Genomic DNA, 19,582 nt, shown 5'->3' with positions numbered 1-19,582 from the left:
TCGGGCGGGCGTGGGTGGTTCCTTGACCACTGGGTGCGAACACGCCTCAGCCAGGCCGACGCCGCGGAGCTTATGAAGCCGTGAGTCGCACCTAGCGATAACCCTCATCGGCGAGGAGCCGATGAGGGCATGATTTTGGTTTAAAGTTAATTCGATTCAGGCTTTACGAAGCTGCGGGGCTGGCGGGAGCCTTGGGCTTCTGCGGACGCAGCCAGCGGGTCGAGATCTTCTCGGGGGCCAGGTCGGGGTTCGCGTGCTGGATCGCCGCGGCGACCAGGCCCATAAACATCGGCTGCGGGTGGATCGGCCGGCTAGTGAGCTCGGGGTGGAACTGGCCGCCGATGAAGTAGGGGTGGTCGGGCAGTTCGAGCACTTGCATGATGGGCTGCTCGGGGTGTCGGCCGGAGAAGACCAGGCCGTGCTGCTCGAGCACGTTGATGTACTTGGGGTCGACCTCGAAGCGGTGGCGGAAGCGGGCACGGATCTGCGAGGTCTTCTTGTCGATCTCATCCGCGAAGAGCATCTCGGCCAGCGAGTCTTTCTTGATCAGCACGTCCTTGCCGCCCAGCCGCATGTTGCCGCCCAGGCCCTCGATCTTCTTCTGCTCGGGCAGGATGTCGATGACCGGGTCGGGCGAGTTGGGGTCGAACTCGGTCGAGCCCGCGTCCTTGAGACCCACGACGTTGCGGGCGTAGTCGATGACCGCCATCTGGAAGCCCAGGCAGATGCCCAGGTACGGCAGGTTGTTTTCCCGGCAGTACTGCACACAGGCGATCTTGGACTCGGTGCCGCGGTGGCCGAAGCCGCCGGGGACGATCACGCCGTTGTACTGCTTGAGGGTGGCGGCCGCGTCGTCGGGTTTCATCAGTGTCGTGTCGATCCAGTCGATCTCGACCTTGGCGTTGAGGTGGGCGCCGCAGTGTTCGACGGCCTTCTCGATCGAGGCGTAGGCGTCGCGGAGCTGGGCGTACTTGCCGGTGAGCCCGATCTTGACCTTGTGCTTGCGGTCGGCCACGACCTTGCGGACGAAGCTGCGCCACTCTTCGCGGGCCTGGTCTTCGTGGTTGGCGTCGACCCGGCCGTGCAGGTTCAGCATGGTCAGGACTTCGCGGTCCATGCCCTCGCTACGCAGCGATTCGGTGATGGTGTAGACCGAGTCGCGGTCGTGCATCGAGAACACGCGGTTCATCGGCACGTTCGAGAACATCGCGACCTTTTCCTTCGCGCCCTGTTCGACGGGGTTCTTCGCCCGGGCTGCGATGATGTTGGGCTGGACCCCCGCTTCGAGCAGCTTCTTCAGGCCGAGCTGGGCCGCTTTGGTCTTCTGCTCGCCGAGGGCGGGGGGCTCGATGACATAAGTGAGCGCGACGTAGCACACGCTGCCTTCGCCCTCTTCGAAGGCGAGCTGACGCAGGGCCTCGATGTAGAACGCGTTTTCGTGGTCGCCCACGGTGCCGCCGACTTCGATGAAGACGACGTCCGCGTCCTGCTTCATCGCGAGTTCGCGGAGCATGTACTTCACTTCGCCGGTGACGTGCGGGATCATCTGCACGTCGCGGCCGAGGTAGCCGCCGTGGCGTTCTTTTTCCAGCACACGCTTGAAGATCTGGCCGGACGTGGTGTAGTTGTCGCGGGTCAGGTTCTGGTCGAGCAGGCGTTCGTAGGTGCCCAGGTCCATGTCGGTCTCGAGCCCGTCGTCGAGGACGAACACCTCGCCGTGGCGGTAGGGGCTGAGCGTGCCCGAGTCGATGTTGAGGTAGCCCTCCATCTTGATCGGGGCGATGGTCAGGCCCTTGTCTTTCAGGAGCTTGGCCAGCGAGGACGAGAAGATGCCTTTGCCCAGTCCCGAGAGGACGGTGCCAAAGACGACGACGTATTTGTGTTTGCCGGGTTGGTAGCCCTTGGGCACCGGGTTAAAGAACTCGGATTCGTGGGTGCTGTGGCCGGCTTCTTGCAGGAGGTCTTGTGTGGGGGGCATGTCCTACCGTACCGCGCGATGATGGTCCGGGCAAACGCGTCGTTGCGTGGTCATTCTTCAGAGCCTGTGAGTGGGGTTACGAGGCTTTCAAGTCGTCGAAGACTCGCTTCGAGTTGGTCCGGGCGGACCTCTTGCTCGGCCTTGCGCCGCACGATCAAACCCACCACCGGGTTGTGCGGCAGCAGCCCGTAACGCCAACGCACCCGCGACCGCTCGCCCCCGTCCAACGGCGTCACCGTCCATCGACTCACCCCGTGCGCCACCCCTCGGCGGTCGTCGCTGGTGAGGGCCCAGAACTGGGTGCTGAAGGCGCGGGGCGGGTCGAACGTGAGGAGTTCTTCCACCGCCGAGTGGCCGTCCAAAAACTCGAGCCGCCGCCGTGCCCCGGGGTGGTCCCAGTCGTTTCCGACCAGCAGCACCGTGCGTTCGACGCCCGGGAACGTCGGCGAGGGCCGGAGGATGTCCGCGAGCGGCGTGTCGAAGAACCGCTCCCAAAACACCTCGGGCGAGACGTCGTACTCCCGCTGTGCTTCCACCCAGACGTACCGGTCGTCGCCGACCATTGGCGGCCGGATCAGGTCCCGTTGCCGTTGATCTTCATGTGAGACCTCGGCGGAGGCGTAACGCTCCTCCGACGGGGCAGCGCACCCCGCCGCGAGCAGCCACGTGAGCACGCTCAGCAGCGGCGGGTGGTGCTTGTTGGCCGTGTGATGGGGGGTATCGCGCCGTCTCATGCGAAATGATAGGGCGGCGGATTCAGCGATCGCGGGGCTGGGGTCAGCTGTTTTGCGTTTGGCGAAACCGTTCGACAAACGCGGCGTACTGCTCGGGGGTGTCGATGCCGGGGTGGGGGGCGTCGGCGTGGATGATGGTGATCGAGAACCCGTGCTCCAGCACGCGGAGCTGTTCGAGCTTTTCGGCCTCCTCTAGCGGGGTCGGCTCGAGCGTGGGGTACTTGGCCAGGAACGCCCGGCGGTAGGCGTACAGCCCCGGGTGTTTGTACATCGTGACGTGCGGCTTGGTGCCGAGCATCTCCGCGTCGCGGTCGTGGGGGATGGGGGAACGCGAGAAGTACATCGCCCGGCCGAGCCGATCGAGCACGAGCTTCACCACGTTCGGATTCGTCGGATCCTCGTCGTCGCCGAACGGCGAGGCGAGCGTGGCCATGTCGGCGTCCTGGTCTTCCGCCAAACCACGCACCAGCGCGTCCACCGTGGCGGGGGGGACTTCGGGCTCGTCGCCCTGGACGTTGACGATGAGTTCGTGGTCGGTGCCGAGTTTCTCAGCCGCCTCGGCGAGACGCGATGTGCCGTTGGGGTGCTCGGGCGAGGTCATCACCGCCTCGCCGCCAAAGCCGACCACCGCGTCGAAGATGCCCTGGTCGTCGGTCGCCACCACGACACGGTCGATCGTCTCGCACCCGCCGACCTGTTCGACGACGTGCTGGATCAACGGTTTACCCGTCTCGGCAGCCAACGGCTTACCCGGAAACCGGGTCGAGCCGATGCGGGCGGGAATGAGGGCGAGGGCTTTGGGCATGTGTTTCGTTGTTGGATTTCTTGTGCTGTATTCAGCTGCGTGGAAGCAGGTGTTTGAGTTTCCACTCGAATGCGATGAGCAAACCAATCAGGATGAAATTGAGGAACCAGGTGAAGCCGTAATTGATTGAAGATTCCTTAACCTCTGCTTCGTCACCCAAAAGCTTCTTCGCAAAAGCGCCTCCAGCCTTTTCAAGCAGATCGGGGCGGAGGTGGATGATGAACGTGATTGCAAGGTTGACGAACAGAAAGCCTCCGAGAACAACTCGAATCAAAGTTGTGTCAGAGATTGGCAGCATTGATTCAGTTCAGCCGACGCTGGATGTTTCAGGCGGTCAACCGTTTCGCAGCGTGTTCAGCAACTCCGTCGCGGCCTTCTTCTTGTCCATGATGTCTTTGTACTTGATGTCGGCCTGCAGCAGTTCCGAAGCGAGTTGGTTCGCTTCTTCGGCGTGGTCGAGGTTCTTGGCGTTCTCGGCGTTTTTCATCAGCGCGACCATCTTGTCGTAGCGCAGCTCTTTGCCCAGCGCGTCGTCCGGCACGCCGTGGCCTTCGATGGCTTCGGCGAGGGTGCTGATGGCTTCGTCGACCCATTCCTTCTGCATGAAGCACCGGCCGAGGATGAGGTAGGCGTTGCCTTTGGACTTGGGTTCGCGTTTGGCGTCCTGGAGCAGGCCAATGGCTTCGTCGATGAGCTCGGCCTGGTACATGCGCCGGCCCAGCTCGTACTTGAGCTTGAGGTCGGTGGGGTAATTCTTGACGCGTTCCTGGTACTCGCCCAGCTCGAACTGGAGCTTTTCCTGGGTGGTTTCTTCGAGACGGCCGGTGAAGTAGTCGTCGCCGGGCGCGACCTCGAGGTTTTTCTTGATGTCGCGCAGGTCCCGGTTGTACTGCTTCATCTTGATGTCGCCGATGCGGACCTTGTGGCGGTATTGGCCGGTCTGCTCGTGGGCCTTGCCCAGCAGCTTCATCGCCTCTTCTTCTTCCTCGTACTCTTCCTTCTTCAGAAGCGCATCGACGAGCTTGGTCAGGCGATCGATGTCCTCGGGGTCTTCCTCGTATTCGTCGCGTCGTTTTTCGATGTTCTGATCGACGACGGACACGGCCCGGGTGTTGCCCTGCTGGGCTTCGAGGGCGGCCTCGTCGTCCTTGAGGTTGTCGCGGAAGCCGCCTTCCTCGGTGCTGGTGTTTTTGTTGGCGTAGTTCTGGGCTTCGAGGTCTTTGAGCTCGGCCAGGAGGTTATCGTTCTTGGGATCGAGCTGATAGGCCTTCTTGTTGGCGATGATGGCCTTGTCGAAGCTGCCGATGCGGGAGAACAGGTCGCGGAGCTGGATGTAGTCTTTGCTCTTGCCCTTGGGGTTGGCGAAGTCCAAGGCCATGCAGCCGATCCAGTAGGCGACCTCGCCGAGGTTGAGATCGGGCTCGGCGTCGTTGGCGTCGACGGCCCGCCGCATGAACTCGCGCATCAGCGCGTTTTCGAGGAAGTTCATCGCCCAGACGCGTTCGGCGTCGAGCATCTTGGCCACGGCGTCGGGGCCGAGCGATTTGAGGTTCTTGTCTTTGAAGCCCGCCTTCTTGCCGCCGGCGAGTTTGCGCCGCTTGGCGACTTCGAGGAGCTCCTCGTGGCGGCTCATGTTGTCGGGGTCGTGACGCAGGCCGTTGATGTACATCTCGACGGCGTAGTCGTAGTTCTTGGCTTCCGAGACGGTCTCGGCGTGGTCGAAGAACTTGCGGGCCTTGCGCGGGTCGCGCGGGAAGCTGGGGCCACTCGCCGCGGCGCCGGCGACCGAGCCGCCGCTGCCGCTGTCCATACCATCACCGGCACCGTCCGCCGCGGGGGCGGCGCTGTCGCCGCTACTTTTTTTCTTACCGAAGAAGGCCAATCGAGCACCTGCAAGTTAGAGAATAAAAAAGGTGGACCGCGAAATGCCCGGAATCCTGCGCCCAACGCCCCGATGGCGGGTCCGCCCACGGCCCCATCTCTGGATCATACGGCCTAGATGCCGCAAAAGATCGTCTACATATTGTAATCTAAGCCGCTCGACTCGGCAGTCAACCGTTGTTGAACGCCCCCGCACGAAAGCAGACACCATGACCACCCTCGCCATCCACGGCTCGGCCGGCCGCATGGGCCAACGCCTCATCGCCCTCGCCGACGCCGACGCCGACCTCACCGTCACCACCGCCATCGACGCCGCCAACCCCGACGGCCCGCAGCTCGCCGCCCTCGACGCCGGCCAGTGCGACGTGCTGATCGATTTCACCCTGCCCGACGGCTTCCGGGCCGCGCTGGCCCGCTGTGTGGAGACCCAGACGCCCATCGTCGTGGGCACCACCGGCCTGACCGACGCCGACCAGGCCGACCTCGACGCCGCTGCCCAGATTATCCCGGTTCTCCAGGCCACCAACTTCAGCCAGGTCGTCAACGTGCTCAACCACCTCTCGGCCCAGGCGGTCAAGCTGCTGGGCGACGACTACGACCTCGAAATCCTCGAGGCCCACCACCGCTACAAGCAGGACGCGCCCTCGGGCACCGCGCTCACGCTGGCCCGCGTGGTGGCCGACGCGGCGGGGCGGGACTTCGACGAGCACGTCAAGCTCACCCGCCACGGCGACGACCCCCGCCAGCCCAAGGACATCACCGTCCAGACCCTGCGCATCGGCGACGACGCCGGGCAACACACGCTCTTCCTCGCCGCGCCGGGCGAACGCCTCGAGCTCAAGCACGTCAGCACCAGCCGCGACAGCTACGCCTCGGGCGCGCTGCGCGCCGCAAAGTGGCTCGCCGGGCAGCAGCCCGGGCGTTACGACATGAAGGACGTGATGGGGCTGAAATGATTTCGGATTTTTGATTTCGGATTTCGGAAAGCAAAACCCGAAGTCCTCTATGAACTTTTATACGAGCAGACATATGACCACGGCCACTACATCCGAAATCCGAAATCCGAAATTCGAAATCGAATCCGGCCAGATCCGCGCCTTCATGGAGCGCCACTACACCAACTTCAACAGCCGTGAAACCCTCGCCGCGGCTAAGGGCTACGAGGACCACCTCGCGGCGGGTGGGAAGATGATGATCACGCTGTCGGGCGCGATGAGCACCGCGGGCATCGGGCGGATCCTGGCCCGGATGATCCGTGAAGAAAAAGTCCACGCGATCACCTGCACGGGCGCGAACCTCGAGGAAGACATCTTCCTGTTGCTGGCGGGCAAAGAGTACGAGTGGTGCCCCAACTGGCGGGCGCTCAGTGCTCAGGACGAGCAGGACCTCTTGGACCGCGGGATGAACCGCGTGACCGACACCTGCATCCCTGAGACAGTGATGCGTCACTTCGAGAACCGGCTGCTGGATATCTGGAAGCAGGCAGAGCTGGATGGCACGCGTAAGTTCCCCTACGAGTACTACCGGGATGTCTTTGCTCAGCCCGACTTCGCCGACCACTTCCAGATGCCCGCGGAGGACTCGTGGATGCTGGCTGCGGCGGAGAAGAACCTGCCGATCTATACCCCGGGCTGGGAGGATTCGACCATCGGCAACGTGTTCACCGCCGGGGCGATCCGCGGCGAGTTCTCGCACCAGGTCGCCAAGCTCGGCACCGAGGCGATGGCCGCGCTGATCGAGTGGTACTCGGCCAACAACAACGCCGGAAGCGACGCCCCGAGCGTGGGCTTCTTCCAGGTCGGCGGGGGCATCGCGGGCGACTTCCCGATCTGTGCGGTGCCGCTGATGATCCAGGACCTCAAGCTGGCCGACACGCCGCTCTGGGGCTACTTCGCCCAGGTCTGCGACGCGGTGACCAGCTACGGCGGGTACAGCGGGGCGGTGCCCAACGAAAAAATCACCTGGGCCAAGCTCGCCCCGGAGACCCCCAAGTTTATGATCCAGTCTGATGCGACGATCGTTGCCCCGCTGGTCTTCAGCTATGTCTTGGGCGATTGATCGCCTGGGAATGGAGCGTTTTTTGGGTGCGATAAGGCAGTTAAAATAGGTTAACAATTGAAAATTGTCTACAACAATAAGTGTTATTGTGGTCGACAAGACGTGATTTTGAGTTATCCTTAATTAATGTCCAACTGCTTACATACTTTGAACGGCTCTTCTTCCGGCACGGTGTCTCATGACGCGGCCTTGAACACCATTCGCGACGTCGTGGCCCAGGGGCCGTTTGACGATGCGAACTGGGACAACTTTGATCAGTTCAAGGTGCCCAGTTGGTACCGCGCCAAGAAGCTGGGCATCTTCATCCACTGGGGCGTCTACGCCGTGCCCGCCTACGGCAGCGAGTGGTACGCCCGCAACATGTACGTGCCCGACACCGACGTCCACAAGCACCACGTGGAGACGTACGGCCCGGTCGATCAGTTCGGCTACAAAGACTTCATCCCGCAGTTCAAAGCGGAGCACTACGACGCCACCGAGTGGGCCGAGGTGTTCAAGGAATCCGGGGCGGAGTTCGTCATGCCCGTGGCCGAGCACCACGACGGCTTCGCGATGTACGACACGCCGTGGAACCGGTGGAACGCCAAGAACATGGGCCCGAAGCGTGACGTGACCGCCGAGCTCGCCGAGGCGGTCCGCAAGCAGGGCATGCGTTTCGCCGTCTCGACCCACCGCGAAGAGAACTGCTGGTTCTTCAACGGCGGCACGCTGATGCCCTCCGACGTGCAGGACCCCGAGTACCGCGACCTCTACGGCCCGACCGACAACATGCCCTTCTGCGAGAAGATGCGCGTCGTCCACGGCAGCACGCCCGGCGACGAGTGGCTCGACGACTGGCTGGTCCGCACCTGCGAGCTCGTAGACAAGTTCCGCCCCGAGGTGGTGTTCTTCGACTGGTGGATCGAAGAGGCGCTCTACGCCCAGCGGTTCCGCACCTTCGCGGCCTACTATTACAACCGCTGCAAGGAGTGGGGCATCGAAGGCGCGATCAACTTCAAGAACGAAGCCATGCCCGCCAACGCGGGTGTCTGGGACATCGAACGCGGCCAGCTCAAGGGCATCCGCTACCCGTTCTGGCAGACCGACACCTCGCTGGCCTACAACTCCTGGGGCTACATCGAGGGCCTGAAGTACCGCACCCCCGAAGCGATCATCCACGACTTCGTCGACATCGTCAGCAAGAACGGGGCGCTGCTCATGAACGTCGGCCCGCGTGCCGACGGCACCATCCCGCAGGAGCAGAAAGACCTGCTCCGCGAGCTCGGCGGCTGGATGAAGATCAACGGCGAAGGCATCTACGACACCTACCCCTGGAAGATCTACGGCGAGGGCCCGACCGCGGTGCCCGAAGGCCACTTCGCCGAGAAGAACCGCAAGGACTTCGGCCCCGAAGACCTGCGCTTCACCACCAAGGACGGCATCATCTACGTCCACTTCCTCGGCTGGCCCGAGTCGGGCGAGGTCCACATCAAGAACTTCTACAAGGACCGCCGGTTCTGCCACAAGCACCTGGCCAAGGTCGGGCTGCTCGGCCACCCGGGCGAGGTGGAATACACCCGCGACGACGAAGCGATGAAGGTCAAGCTCCCCGCCGAGAAGCCCGGCAAGTACGCCTGGTGTCTGAAGCTCACCCCGGCATAAGGCAGCAAGCTGCGTTTACATCGAGAAACACGGCCGCAAGCGGGTGACGTACCACGTCCCCGCTTGCTGTCATGGTGGGGTGTGACAGAAAATATGTTGAGCGGTCACCGGCATCGCACGGGTGTCTCGCGTCTAGTTTGTAGAAAGGATGGTTGTGATGACCGATCAGCAAGCTCTACAACTTTACGCACGCCATGGGGATGTCGAAGCTTTCCAACACCTCGTGAGGACGTACCAACGGCTGGTCTACGCCGCCTGCCGCCGCCACCTCCGGGACGAGGCGGATGTCGAGGACGCGGTCCAGGAGACGTTCCTGAAGCTGGCAGAAAACGCAGCGAAGATTCGGCGGAACATCGCGGGCTGGCTGCACCGCTGCGCCACTAACGCCAGTATCAGCCGCATCCGGCGTGACGCGACCCGGCGGCGTCACGAGCTGGCGTGGGTACCCACCGACAACCATGAAGCGGAGCGGAGCCAGGCCATCATGGCCGAGGTCGACGCGGCGCTCGAGGAACTCCGTGCGTCCGACCGCGAACTGATTCTGAGCTACTACCTCAAGGGCGGTACGCAATCCGATCTGGCCGACGAACAGGGGATCAGCCGGTCGGGCCTGCAACACCGCCTCGGCCGAGCGACCGAGCGGCTGCGCGATGTCTTGGCCAAGCGGGATGTGGCGACCTCGGCCGTGGCCCTAACCACGTTCCTGGTTCAGGACGCGGCCCTAGCGCAGGTGCCCGGCACGCTGGGCGCGGGCTTGATGAAGCTCGGGCTCAGCGGCGTGGGGAGTGGGATGGCCCCCGGTGCTTCGGCGAGCCATGCTTTAACCACTCTCTTATCCGGCAAGTTGGGGTGGCTAGGTGCCGCCGCCGTTTTGACCACCGCGGCCACCATCGGCGTCGTTTCGGTGACGAACGAGCGTGCGCCTCAGCCGTCTTCCACCGCCACGACGTTGTCTGTTCCCCAGATCACGGTGGTGGAACCGGCGGCCTCGGGCCTTCCCGACCCGGCTTTCGATCGCCCGCTGCAGCCGGTGCTGATCTCCGGCATCTCCGACACGTTGCTTCAGCTCGCTGTGAAAGACGATGAAGTCATCCTCTACACCCGGAAGCCGGACATCCGCTGGGTGTACACCATCGCCGACAATGACCCGCTCGCCGAGCCAGCCACGATCGACCTCGAGCTGGTGCGCATCGAGGGGAAGGGCCCGATCTCCGATCAAGACCGCGCCAACATCGGCAAGACGCGGAAGGCGGTCTATCAATTCCTGAACCGAGGGCAATGCCTGATTTTTTACGCCGGTGCCTTCGACGGGAAGCGGCCGCGAAAGATCCCCAAATCATTTACGGAGAACCGGGAAGCGGGGCAGGTGTTGATGGCGAGTGCCCGCAGCCCCGAGCAGGCGGCGGCGAGCCGGCAGCTACAGGGCGACACCACGGTCTACACCCTGCAAGGGCCGTGGCTCTTGGCCGACCAGTACTACGTGATGCCTGCCGCGGAGCGATGGCAGATATTCGAAGTCACGAATCCCGAAAAGCCCGTGGGCGAGCTTGAGGTCAAGGAGTGGGATGTGGATTCGAAGCCCAAACGTCTCGGCGGGGTCTTCACCCTTGCTACCCCGCAAGGGAAGATGGTCGACTCCCGGAAGATGATCTACGAAGCAGGTGATGACGGCGTCATTCGAACCGCGGTGTATTTGAAAAACTCACCGTTCAACGGTCAGTACCCCAAGGGCTTTAATGATCCGCGAGAAGGCCTCACCCTGGCGATGTTTGTGGAGTATCAGCCATGATCTCCTGCAACGACTCTACGGCGGGCGAGCGCCCCGCCACTCAGGCCGGCTTTTCGCTGATCGAGCTACTTGTGGCCCTGGGCATCATCGCGCTGCTCTTGGCGTTGCTGCTCCCTGCGCTCCGCTCGGCCCGAAGGGCGGCCCACCAGACCCACTGCAGCGCTCAGATCGCCCACGTCGGCAAGGCGCTGGAGATGCACGCCAACGATCACAAGGAGCTCTACCCGACCGCGGGCGGACAGATCGGCTGGGGGATGATCGACCCGGTCACAGGTCTGCCTTCGTGGATGGAACAGATCGACACCTATATGACCAGCCGAGAAGTCTTCTCCGGCTGTCACGAGTACCCCACCGATACGCCTTACCACTACTTCCTGGGCACCCGGGCGGTGGCCCTCGATGCGGCAGACCAAGCGAAACTTTTCGGCTTTGCTCCGGTCGATCGCGCCCGGGTCCGACACACCTCTGCGCACATCCTCGGCGGCGACAACAACTGGCGGTTTGAAAACGAGCCGGACGCGCCAGACAAAGACGATTACACCCAGGAAACACTGAGCTTCACCGCCACCCTCAACCATTGGGAGCCGCAGCACTCCGGCGGCCTCAACATCATGTTCGTGGACGGGCATGTCGCCCACCATTCCGCCCACGACTCCACACGCATGACGTATCACTACCAGCGCATGACCGACTGGTGGGGATTCTGACGCCAACGGAAGTCTGTCCGGCAAGCGGTCTCGCTGCACGCAGGACAACGCAGCGGATGACGGCTCGACAAGAGGGCGGTTTGCCGCGACACTCCGTCATATGGTTTGGATTATTTTTGCCCTCGGTTTCGTTGCCCTGCTGATCAGTGTGCCGTTGTGCCTGGCGGTGCGGCGGATGAGTGAGATGTGGGGGCTGGTGGACCAGGCGGGCACCGAGGCGCACAAACTCGCGCTTCTGCCCGGGCGTCAACCGATCGCGAACACCGGCGGCGTGGCGTTGTTCTGTGCGATCGCCTGGCCGATGGTGGGGGTGCTGCTGGGCGTGTGGCTGGTGCCGTCGGAGGTTTGGGAGCAACTGCCGGGCGTGGGCGAGAACGCGCTGGTCACGCACCTGCCGGGCCTGCAGGAGACCACGAAGCTGGGGGGCGGCTTGCTCGTGGCCCTGGCGGTACTGCATGTGATGGGGCTGGTGGACGACCGTAGGGCGCTGGGGGCCTGGCCCAAGCTGGCGGTGCAGCTGGCCGTGGCGACGGGGCTGGTGGTGCTGGCGGACGTGCGGGTGCTGTCGTTCCTGGGCAACCCGGAGGCGGGCGGGGGGACCCTGGGGCTGGTGGCCTCGATCGTGGTCAGCGTGCTCTGGATCGCGGTCATCACCAACGCGATGAACTTTCTGGACAACATGGACGGCCTGGCGGCGGGCGTCGGGATCGTCGTGGGCAGCCTGTACCTCGCGGCGACGCTGATCGCCGGGCAGTGGTTCGTGGCGGGGTTGGCGGCGTTGCTGGTGGGTGGGCTGCTGGGTTTTATGCTCTTCAATTTCCCGCCCGCCCGGCTGTACCTGGGCGATGGCGGGTCGCTTCTGGTTGGGCTGATGCTGGCGGTGATCTCGGTGCGGACGACGTACGTCGTTCCCGGGGCCGAGCCGGGCGTGCTGTCGGGGCCCGGCACGGCGTGGTACGGCGTCATGATGCCCGTGCTGGTGCTCGCGGTGCCTTTGTACGACTTCACGTCGGTGACCGTGATGCGGCTGCTGGCGGGCAAGAGCCCGTTCCAGGGGGACCACAACCACTTTTCCCACCGCCTGCTCCGCAAGGGGCTGAGCAAGCGCAAGGCTTTGACGGTGATCCTGCTCTCGACGCTGGCCACAGGGCTGGGCGGGGTGATGCTGGGTCGGCTGGAGGGTTGGCAGGCCGTGCTCGTGGCGGTGCAGGCCGGGGCGGTGTTGGCCGTGCTGGCGCTGCTGGAGTCGGGCAAGCGGGGGTGAGGGGTAGGGAGATAGGGAGTAGGGAGCATGGTGATTGGAACAGCGTTAGCCGCGAGGCTTGACCCCGCGCTGCCTTTCGCATCGATGCGCTTTATTTGCACAAAGGTATCGCCGGGATGGTGAATTTAGGGGATGGCGATCACCTCAAGCACTCGATCGGTTTTGTGCGAGACGCGCGGGGTCAAGCCCCGCGGCTAACGTTGCTCCACGCCACCCCCGCGGCGTATGATCATCCCCTCACCCCTCACCCCTCACCCCTCACCCCTCACCCCTCACCCCTCACCCACGTTTAACCCCCATAAAAAAACCGCCCACCTTTCGGTGGGCGGTTGAGGGATTGTGATTGCCGAGGCCGGTTGACTGATGCAATGATCAGTTCAGGTTGGCGCCGAGTTCCTTGAGGTTCTCGGAGATGCCGGGGAAGGCATCCTCTTCACGCTCGTTCTGGATGATGATGGTCGGCTTGATGAGGATCAAGAGCGTCCGCTCGTCTTCCACCTTCGAGCTGTTGGTGAACAGCCGGTTGAGGACCGGGATCTTCGAGAGCACGGGGACGCCGGCCTCGACTTCGGTCTCGCCAACGAGGCGTTGACCACCGACCAGCAGGGTGCCGCGGTCGGGAACGCTGACGGTGGCACGGACGGTGGTGATGTCCAGCACGGGGAGTTGGATGAAGCCTTCGAAGACGCCGCTGGTGTCGATGCCGTCATCATCGTCGTCGTCGTCGATGATACCGATGACACGGAACTCATCGATTTCGGCAACGTCGGCCAGGCTGGGCCGCAGCGTCAGGGTGACGTATCGGCGGTCGGCCGAAATCGTACCCTCGACGTCGAGCACGACGCCGGACTGGGTGACCGAGACGGTGACGTCGAAGCCCGCCGCGTCGGGGATGGGCTCGAGGTCGGACACGAACGCGATCTGACGGGCGACGACCACGTAAGCACGTTGGCCGTTGAAGAACGTGACGCGGGGTGCGGTCAGCGAGATCGAGTTGCGGTTGGCCAGCGTGGCTTCCACCAGCAGGTTGACCGAGAGGTCGTCGATGAAGCTGACGCCCAGGCCCAACGCGGGGTCAACCGCGAAGAAGGGCTCGTAGCTCAGGGCGTCGATCACGGGAGCGGCGATGCCGGTGCCGCCTTGGCCCGCGGAGTTTTGATCCAGGGCGACCGGTTGGAAGCCGGTGCCGTCTGCTTCTTGGCCACCCACCCAGGCGAGGTCGAAGTCGACCGCGACCGATTCCAGGAAGTTGCGGTCGACCAGCAGGTAGCGGGCCTCGACTGAGATCTGGATCGCACGGGTTTCGCGGAGCAGGGCCAGCAGATCGTTGATCTGGCGGTGGTTGTCCGGGGTGGTCTTGATGATGAGGTTGCTGTTGAGTTCACGAACGGTGGATTCGCCGCCTTCGATTTCCCAGTCTTCAAACTGGCCGACGGTTTCCTCGATGAGCTGAGTGATCTGTTGGATCAATTCGGCTCGGGTGACTTCTTCTTCATCATCTTCGTCATCTTCGTCATCACCGAAGATGCTGTCGCCACCGCCGCCGCCGCCGCCGCCACCGGAGTTGGTGTTGGACAGGGCTTCGGTCAGGTCGAACTCGGGAGCGTCGGTGAAGCTGGGGACCTGGACCAGCAGGTCACGGATGTCGTAGACGCGGAGGTCGGTCGAGCGCTTGAGGTCTTCAGCGGTCGAGATGGTGACGACGCCATCGATGATGGAGTAGTCGATCGGGTCGCCGAAGCCGGTCGAAGAGGCTTGTTGGAGGACGAGCTCCAGGGCCTTCTCGGCGGGGACGTTGTTGAGCGTCAGCGAGATCGGCTGATCCTGCTCGATGCCGCCGCTGTCGATCAGGGCGGGCCAGTTCACGAAGATGTTGGCGCCGGTGGTCTCACGCAGGTAGTCGATGACCGACTCCAGCGGGTTGGCGTCGAAGCTGATCGGCACGGTCTTCTTCAGACGCAGCGCGGTCTCGCGGTTGGCTTCGGATTCGCCGCCGGTGTCATCGAGGCCACGGATACGGCGGTCCGACAGCTCGGGCCAGTCCTCGGGGAAGGTGACCAGGTCGGTGTAGGGGATGATGGCTTCGCGGTTGAGCAGGTGGTCGCGTGCCCCTTCGAGGCGACGGGCACGTTCGATCTTGGTGTAGTTCACCGCGACCTGCGAGTCTTCGATGACTTCCTTCAGGAGCTGAGCGGTGAAGTTGTTGGGCTCGATGAACAGAGCACGCTCTAGCAGCAGCAGGGCGTCTTCGTACTTCATTTCCTTCTGGAACTGTCGGGCCTTGATGATCAGCTCACGCACCTCTTGGGCGTTTTGCTTCTTCGCACGCTTCAGGGCCTCGGCGTTGTCAATTTCCGCTTTCTTGCGTGCGTCTTCGTCGGCCTTGATCGCCGCGGCGATCTGCTGTTGGTTGATCGTCTTGGAGAGTTCGGTCGCAGCATCACGACGTTTTTCGAATTCGCTGACGCTGAAGAACTCCTGGTTGTTTTCGATGGTGTTCTTCGCGGCGGCGACGTCGTTGCCCGCACCGGCGTAGTCGCCGGCCTCGAGCTTGCCCTGGGCCTTGGTCATCGACTCGTCGTACGCGGCCTGGGCGGCGTCGCGACGCAGCTTGAAGTTGTCGACCTGGTTGGTGAGCTGGATGTTGTTGCCGGCGGTCGCGGTGGCCTGGGCCAGGCTCGCTTCGATGGCGGGGTTGTTGGGGTCCAGTTCATCGGCTTGGCTAAGCAGGTTGATCGCCAGGGCGTCGTAGCCTTGCTCCATGGCGGCCTGGGCGTCGACGTAGTACTCGTTGGCCACGGCCTTGCGGGCCTGCACGATCAGGTCGCTCTCGGCGTTGAGCGAGGGCGAAGCGGCGGGAGCGGGGGCCACGGCGACCGCGGGGGTCACTTCCACGGCCGGCTCGGCGGCGGGCTCGGGCTCAGCGGGAGCTTCGGCCACCGCGGTGGCTTCGGCGGCGACGCCGGCTTCGGCGATGCGTTCGTTGCCGCGGGCGATGCGTTGCTCGTCGAACCAACCCAGTTCAACGCCCGAAGCGGTCACGGCGGCAAACTTGTCCTGGGCCAGTTCGAAGCGGCCCGCGGCCAGGTCGGCCTCGGCCGAGTCAAGCGTACGCTTGGCTTGGGTCACGTCGGCGTTGAGTTCACGCAGCAGGTCGGCCATGCGGGCTTGGGCAGTCTGAGCTTCGCTGCCGCCGTCTTCGATCAGCGAGGTGTACAAAGCGATCGCGGTGCCGGGGTCGGCCTCGGCGGCGGCGTCGGCTTGAGCGAGCACCTCCGCGGCGGTAGGGCCGGCTTCGGCGGGGGCTTCAGTCTCGGCAGGTGCCTCGGCAACTTCCGTGGCCGCGGGGGCGGCGGGTTCGGCGGGTGCTTCGGCGAGTGTGGTTTCGATGTCGGTCAGGGCCGCGTACAGCGCTTGACGTTGCTCTTTGGAAAGCGCGATGGCATCGATCTGCTCAAGCACTTCCTTGGCGGCTTGCGAATCGCCGGCCTCCATGAGCGTGATGCCTTGTTGGAGCAGTTCAGCGGCCGTGGTGTCTTGAGCCAGGGCCCGAGGGGTTGCCCCGGAAAACAGGGCGACACACGTCACGAGAACAACGGCAGCGTGTTGACGTTTGAGCAAAGCAAGGCCTCCGATGCGGGGACTAAATCGAACGATCAGGCGGGGTCGTGTTGCGTGAGGCAGACGACGTTAATGGGGCGATACGGTAAACAAATTTTGAACCGCAAATGAATACGGATCAATCCAACCCGGACGGTCAGTCTAAATGGCTGCACCACGAGACGCAAGTGGTTTTGAACGCCCAAGCTGTGGGTCCGAGAAGACGGGCGATCCCGGACGCCAATACTGCCTGCCCGACTGTTGTCGGACCTTGCCCAAAGTACCGTTTAGGCCGAGGGGTGGCGGCGGGGCCGTAAGACTAGACTGGCCTGCTCGAATCCGGGGTCGATGCGGGGCCCTCCCGAATCCGCCCCCCGAAACCCCGGCCGAACCCGGATCACCCCACGCTTGCCTTCGCAGCGACCATCCATTAAGATGTTCGGCTCGCCAAAGCCCGGCCCAACGCCCGTGCCCCGGCCCGATACCCCGAAACCACCCCGAACCCACGAGTTCCACCATGGCACACAAAAAAGGACAAGGCTCGACCAAAAACGGTCGCGACTCCAACCCCCAGTTCCGCGGCATCAAGATCTACGGCGGCCAAGCCACCAAGGCCGGCTCGATCATCGTCCGCCAGTGCGGTACCAAGTTCAAGCCCGGCTTCAACGTCGGCATCGGCAAAGACGACACCCTCTTCGCCCTGATCCCCGGCACCGTGGAATTCCAAGGCCGCAAGGTCCACGTCCGCGAAGAAGCCGTGGCCTGAGGCGAAGCCCAGCCGCTTACGCGAACACTATCTGTATAAATCAATGAAAACGCCCCGCATCCGTTGCGGGGCGTTTTTTTGAATTGGGTTAGCGACCGAGCGATTAGCCGGGCTCATGCAGGTGAACCGGTGGGGTGCCCCCGCCCTCGATCCGCACCAGGCGGTCGGGGTTCTGGTACTGGGCCACTAGATACCGTGTGACGTCGATCTGCATCGCTTGCATCTGGCCGAGCAGGGCGGCCTGCTGGGTGTCCTTGGCCTTGATGTGGTCTAGCTCGACCTCGTTGATCAGTCTTTGACCGGTGGCCTGCTGTTCCGCTTCCTCGGCCCGTTGACGCAAGTTCTCGGTATGGGCCTCGCGTTCTAGCTGGCGGGTGTGTTCCGCCTGCTCCCGCTGCATCTCTCGACGCATCGCGTCCCGCTGGCCCTCTCGCTCGAGTTTGAGATCGGCCAGCTCTTGGGCCTGCCGCTCGGTTTCGCCCTCCAGCTTGAGCCGAGTCCGGGCCTCGATCGCGTCGTCATGCATCACCTGGAGCTTGTTGCTGGCCTCGTAACCCCGGTAGACCAACTTGTTGACACGATAGCCGATGCGTTCGGCCCGGTTGGTCAGGTTGGGGTAGGCCTCCAGCTCGTTGAGCTGTTCGGTGCGGGCCTTGAACTGCTCGAAATTCAGGGTGGCAGCGAAATCGATCACGTCGGCGGTGACCGCGTTCAAAAAGTCCGCGACCGGGTCGTGGGTCTGGTCGAGCATCCGCTCGATGTCCGTCAGCTCGAAGAACAGCATCAGCTTGACCGCTATCAGGGCGTCGTCCGCGGTCCGGACATCTTCGACATCGACATACATCTGGTCGGGGATCACCCGCAGCCGATTGAAGCGCAACGCCCGAGGCACTTTCACCCGCGGGTTCTTCGGGTCCGCCCCGTGCCAACGGAACTCGTGTAACCACTCGTTGCTGGCGGGTACAAACTGAGCGGGCCCGCGGAGGACCCGGCGGTTGACCCGGCCTTCTGCGTCTCGGCCGTAGACCACGACCGCTTCATGTGTGCTGATGGGCAACGCCTGATGGACCTCAACCGCTTCGTGCTCCACGGGGTCTTCGTGGATCGCGGTGGGACCGGGCCGGTGCTCGGTCCGCCCGTCACGGAAGCGGATGGCCAGATACTCATCTTCACCCGCGGTGTGCAGGGGAAGCGGGCGCAGCCACTGGTTCGGCCCGGGAACGATCCGGGCGGGTCCGCGGACCACTTCCCACGTCACCTCGCCGTCGTCGCCGCGGGTGTAGAGCAGCAGCGCCACCCCCGCATCCAGTGCGGTGGCCTGCTCTTTGTTGATCTTCGCGTGCTGCGTGGGGTCGATGAAGAGCTCGGTTGGCCCCGCCAAGTGTTCGGTGTGGCCATCGATGAACTGCACCGCCAGGAAGTGTTGCTCGTCGGCGGTGATCCTTCGCAGGGGTTCAATCGTTCTTCCCCGTGTGCGGATGCGTCGGGGGCCGTCCATCAATTGAACGCGTCCGTCTTTTGTCCAGACCGCTACGCGTTCGCCTTGTTTTATCGTTTGGATTCCAATCACGGGTCACCTCGTTTCATATCTCGAAGTTGAAGCCTTGTTTCAATCGTTTCTGGTAGTTCTTCTTGTCGAAGCGGTAGAGCCTTGCGGCGCGGTGCGAGACATCACGCTCGACTTCGGTGAGTTCTTTGAGGACCCCCATCGAGAGGATCTTCTTCCTGAAGTTGCGTTTATCCAGCGACCGCCCGAGCACGGTTTCGTACAGGTGCTGAAGTTTCCGCAGCGGGAACTTGTCGGGCAGCAGCTCGAAGCCGATCGGCTGGTAGCGGACCTTGCCACGCAGGCGTTCGAGCGCGGTATCCAGAATCGTGGCGTGGTCGAACGCCAGCGGGGGCACGTCGTCCACCGCAAACCACGCCGCGTCACACGCATCGGTTGCCGCCTGGACGCGGTGGTCGTGCAGGTTGACCAGGGCGTAGTAGGCCACGCTGATCACGTGCTCACGCGGGTCGCGATCGGGATTGCCGAAGGTGTAGAGCTGTTCGAGGAACACGTCGCGCAACCCGGTCTCTTCCTCGAGCTCGCGTCGGGCGGCGTGGTCGATCGTTTCGCCGACCTCCACAAACCCGCCCGGGAACGCCCATCGCTGGGCGTACGGGTCGCTGGCCCGTTGAATCAGCAGCACCATCAGCTCTTCCTGGTCCAGGCCGAACACCACGCAGTCGGTGGTCAGGGCGGGGCGGGGGTAGTCGTAGGTGGTGGGCATGACGGGCTCCTTAGTGTTATTTATACTAAAAGATATTGTCAAATCGACACTAAGTCAAGCGCGCTTGAAAAAATATGTAAAACCGC

15 protein-coding genes are annotated in these 19,582 nt (G+C 63.4%); 7 read left to right on the top strand and 8 right to left on the bottom strand.

Annotation, left to right across the window (positions count from 1 at the left end; genetic code table 11):
• Positions 1–163: 163 nt before the first annotated feature.
• From HNQ40_RS03755 to HNQ40_RS03735, 5 genes are read right to left on the bottom strand one after another with little or no spacing between them, the layout of a single operon-like run.
• Positions 164–1,978: a CTP synthase gene (locus HNQ40_RS03755; RefSeq protein WP_184676519.1), complete on the bottom strand. Its 1,815-nt coding sequence runs from the start codon at positions 1,976–1,978 to the stop codon at positions 164–166.
• Between the two features lie 50 nt (positions 1,979–2,028).
• A complete protein-coding gene (locus tag HNQ40_RS03750; protein WP_184676517.1) occupies positions 2,029–2,712 on the bottom strand; it encodes an SRPBCC family protein in 684 nt (227 codons plus the stop codon).
• A gap of 43 nt (positions 2,713–2,755) precedes the next feature.
• Positions 2,756–3,517: a 3-deoxy-manno-octulosonate cytidylyltransferase gene (gene kdsB, locus HNQ40_RS03745; RefSeq protein WP_184676515.1), complete on the bottom strand. Its 762-nt coding sequence runs from the start codon at positions 3,515–3,517 to the stop codon at positions 2,756–2,758.
• A gap of 31 nt (positions 3,518–3,548) precedes the next feature.
• The gene (locus HNQ40_RS03740) at positions 3,549–3,815 is read right to left on the bottom strand and encodes a hypothetical protein (RefSeq protein WP_184676513.1); all 267 of its coding nucleotides are present in this window, start codon (positions 3,813–3,815) and stop codon (positions 3,549–3,551) included.
• Positions 3,816–3,851: 36 nt separating this feature from the next.
• On the bottom strand, positions 3,852–5,399 hold the full coding sequence (locus HNQ40_RS03735; protein WP_184676511.1) for a hypothetical protein: 1,548 nt from the start codon (positions 5,397–5,399) through the stop codon (positions 3,852–3,854).
• Positions 5,400–5,607: 208 nt separating this feature from the next.
• On the opposite strand from HNQ40_RS03735, the gene dapB reads away from it, so the two are divergent.
• The 6 genes from dapB (at position 5,608) to HNQ40_RS03705 (ending at position 12,857) form a co-directional block, all read left to right on the top strand.
• A complete protein-coding gene (gene dapB, locus HNQ40_RS03730; RefSeq protein WP_184676509.1) occupies positions 5,608–6,354 on the top strand; it encodes a 4-hydroxy-tetrahydrodipicolinate reductase in 747 nt (248 codons plus the stop codon).
• Positions 6,355–6,427: 73 nt separating this feature from the next.
• Positions 6,428–7,456, top strand: a complete 1,029-nt coding sequence (locus HNQ40_RS03725; RefSeq protein ID WP_184676507.1) for a deoxyhypusine synthase family protein — start codon at positions 6,428–6,430, stop codon at positions 7,454–7,456.
• Positions 7,457–7,645: 189 nt separating this feature from the next.
• On the top strand, positions 7,646–9,097 hold the full coding sequence (locus HNQ40_RS03720; RefSeq protein WP_221435362.1) for an alpha-L-fucosidase: 1,452 nt from the start codon (positions 7,646–7,648) through the stop codon (positions 9,095–9,097).
• 157 nt (positions 9,098–9,254) lie between these two features.
• On the top strand, positions 9,255–10,886 hold the full coding sequence (locus HNQ40_RS03715; protein WP_184676503.1) for a sigma-70 family RNA polymerase sigma factor: 1,632 nt from the start codon (positions 9,255–9,257) through the stop codon (positions 10,884–10,886).
• On the top strand, positions 10,883–11,593 hold the full coding sequence (locus HNQ40_RS03710; RefSeq protein ID WP_184676501.1) for a prepilin-type N-terminal cleavage/methylation domain-containing protein: 711 nt from the start codon (positions 10,883–10,885) through the stop codon (positions 11,591–11,593). Before HNQ40_RS03715 ends, HNQ40_RS03710 begins: the two co-directional genes overlap by 4 nt.
• 100 nt (positions 11,594–11,693) lie before the next feature.
• Entirely contained in the window at positions 11,694–12,857 is a 1,164-nt protein-coding gene (locus HNQ40_RS03705; protein WP_184676499.1) for an MraY family glycosyltransferase, read from the top strand.
• 372 nt (positions 12,858–13,229) lie between these two features.
• Here HNQ40_RS03705 and HNQ40_RS18580 read toward each other — a convergent pair whose 3' ends face one another.
• Positions 13,230–16,445 carry a hypothetical protein gene (locus HNQ40_RS18580; RefSeq protein WP_221435361.1) on the bottom strand — a complete coding sequence of 1,072 codons (3,216 nt, stop codon included), beginning with the start codon at positions 16,443–16,445 and terminating at the stop codon, positions 13,230–13,232.
• Between the two features lie 529 nt (positions 16,446–16,974).
• Here HNQ40_RS18580 and rpmA point away from each other — a divergent pair.
• On the top strand, positions 16,975–17,223 hold the full coding sequence (gene rpmA / locus HNQ40_RS03695; protein ID WP_184676495.1) for a 50S ribosomal protein L27: 249 nt from the start codon (positions 16,975–16,977) through the stop codon (positions 17,221–17,223).
• 103 nt (positions 17,224–17,326) lie between these two features.
• Here rpmA and HNQ40_RS03690 read toward each other — a convergent pair whose 3' ends face one another.
• A complete protein-coding gene (locus tag HNQ40_RS03690) occupies positions 17,327–18,721 on the bottom strand; it encodes a hypothetical protein (RefSeq protein ID WP_184676494.1) in 1,395 nt (464 codons plus the stop codon).
• Between the two features lie 85 nt (positions 18,722–18,806).
• The gene (locus tag HNQ40_RS03685; protein WP_184676492.1) at positions 18,807–19,496 is read right to left on the bottom strand and encodes an NUDIX hydrolase; all 690 of its coding nucleotides are present in this window, start codon (positions 19,494–19,496) and stop codon (positions 18,807–18,809) included.
• Positions 19,497–19,582 lie beyond the last annotated feature (86 nt).

Origin of the sequence: Algisphaera agarilytica (genome assembly GCF_014207595.1) — a bacterium.
In the GTDB taxonomy this organism is placed as follows: domain Bacteria; phylum Planctomycetota; class Phycisphaerae; order Phycisphaerales; family Phycisphaeraceae; genus Algisphaera; species Algisphaera agarilytica.
Note: the sequence above shows the minus strand (reverse complement) of the source record. Positions and strands in the feature narration are given on the sequence as shown.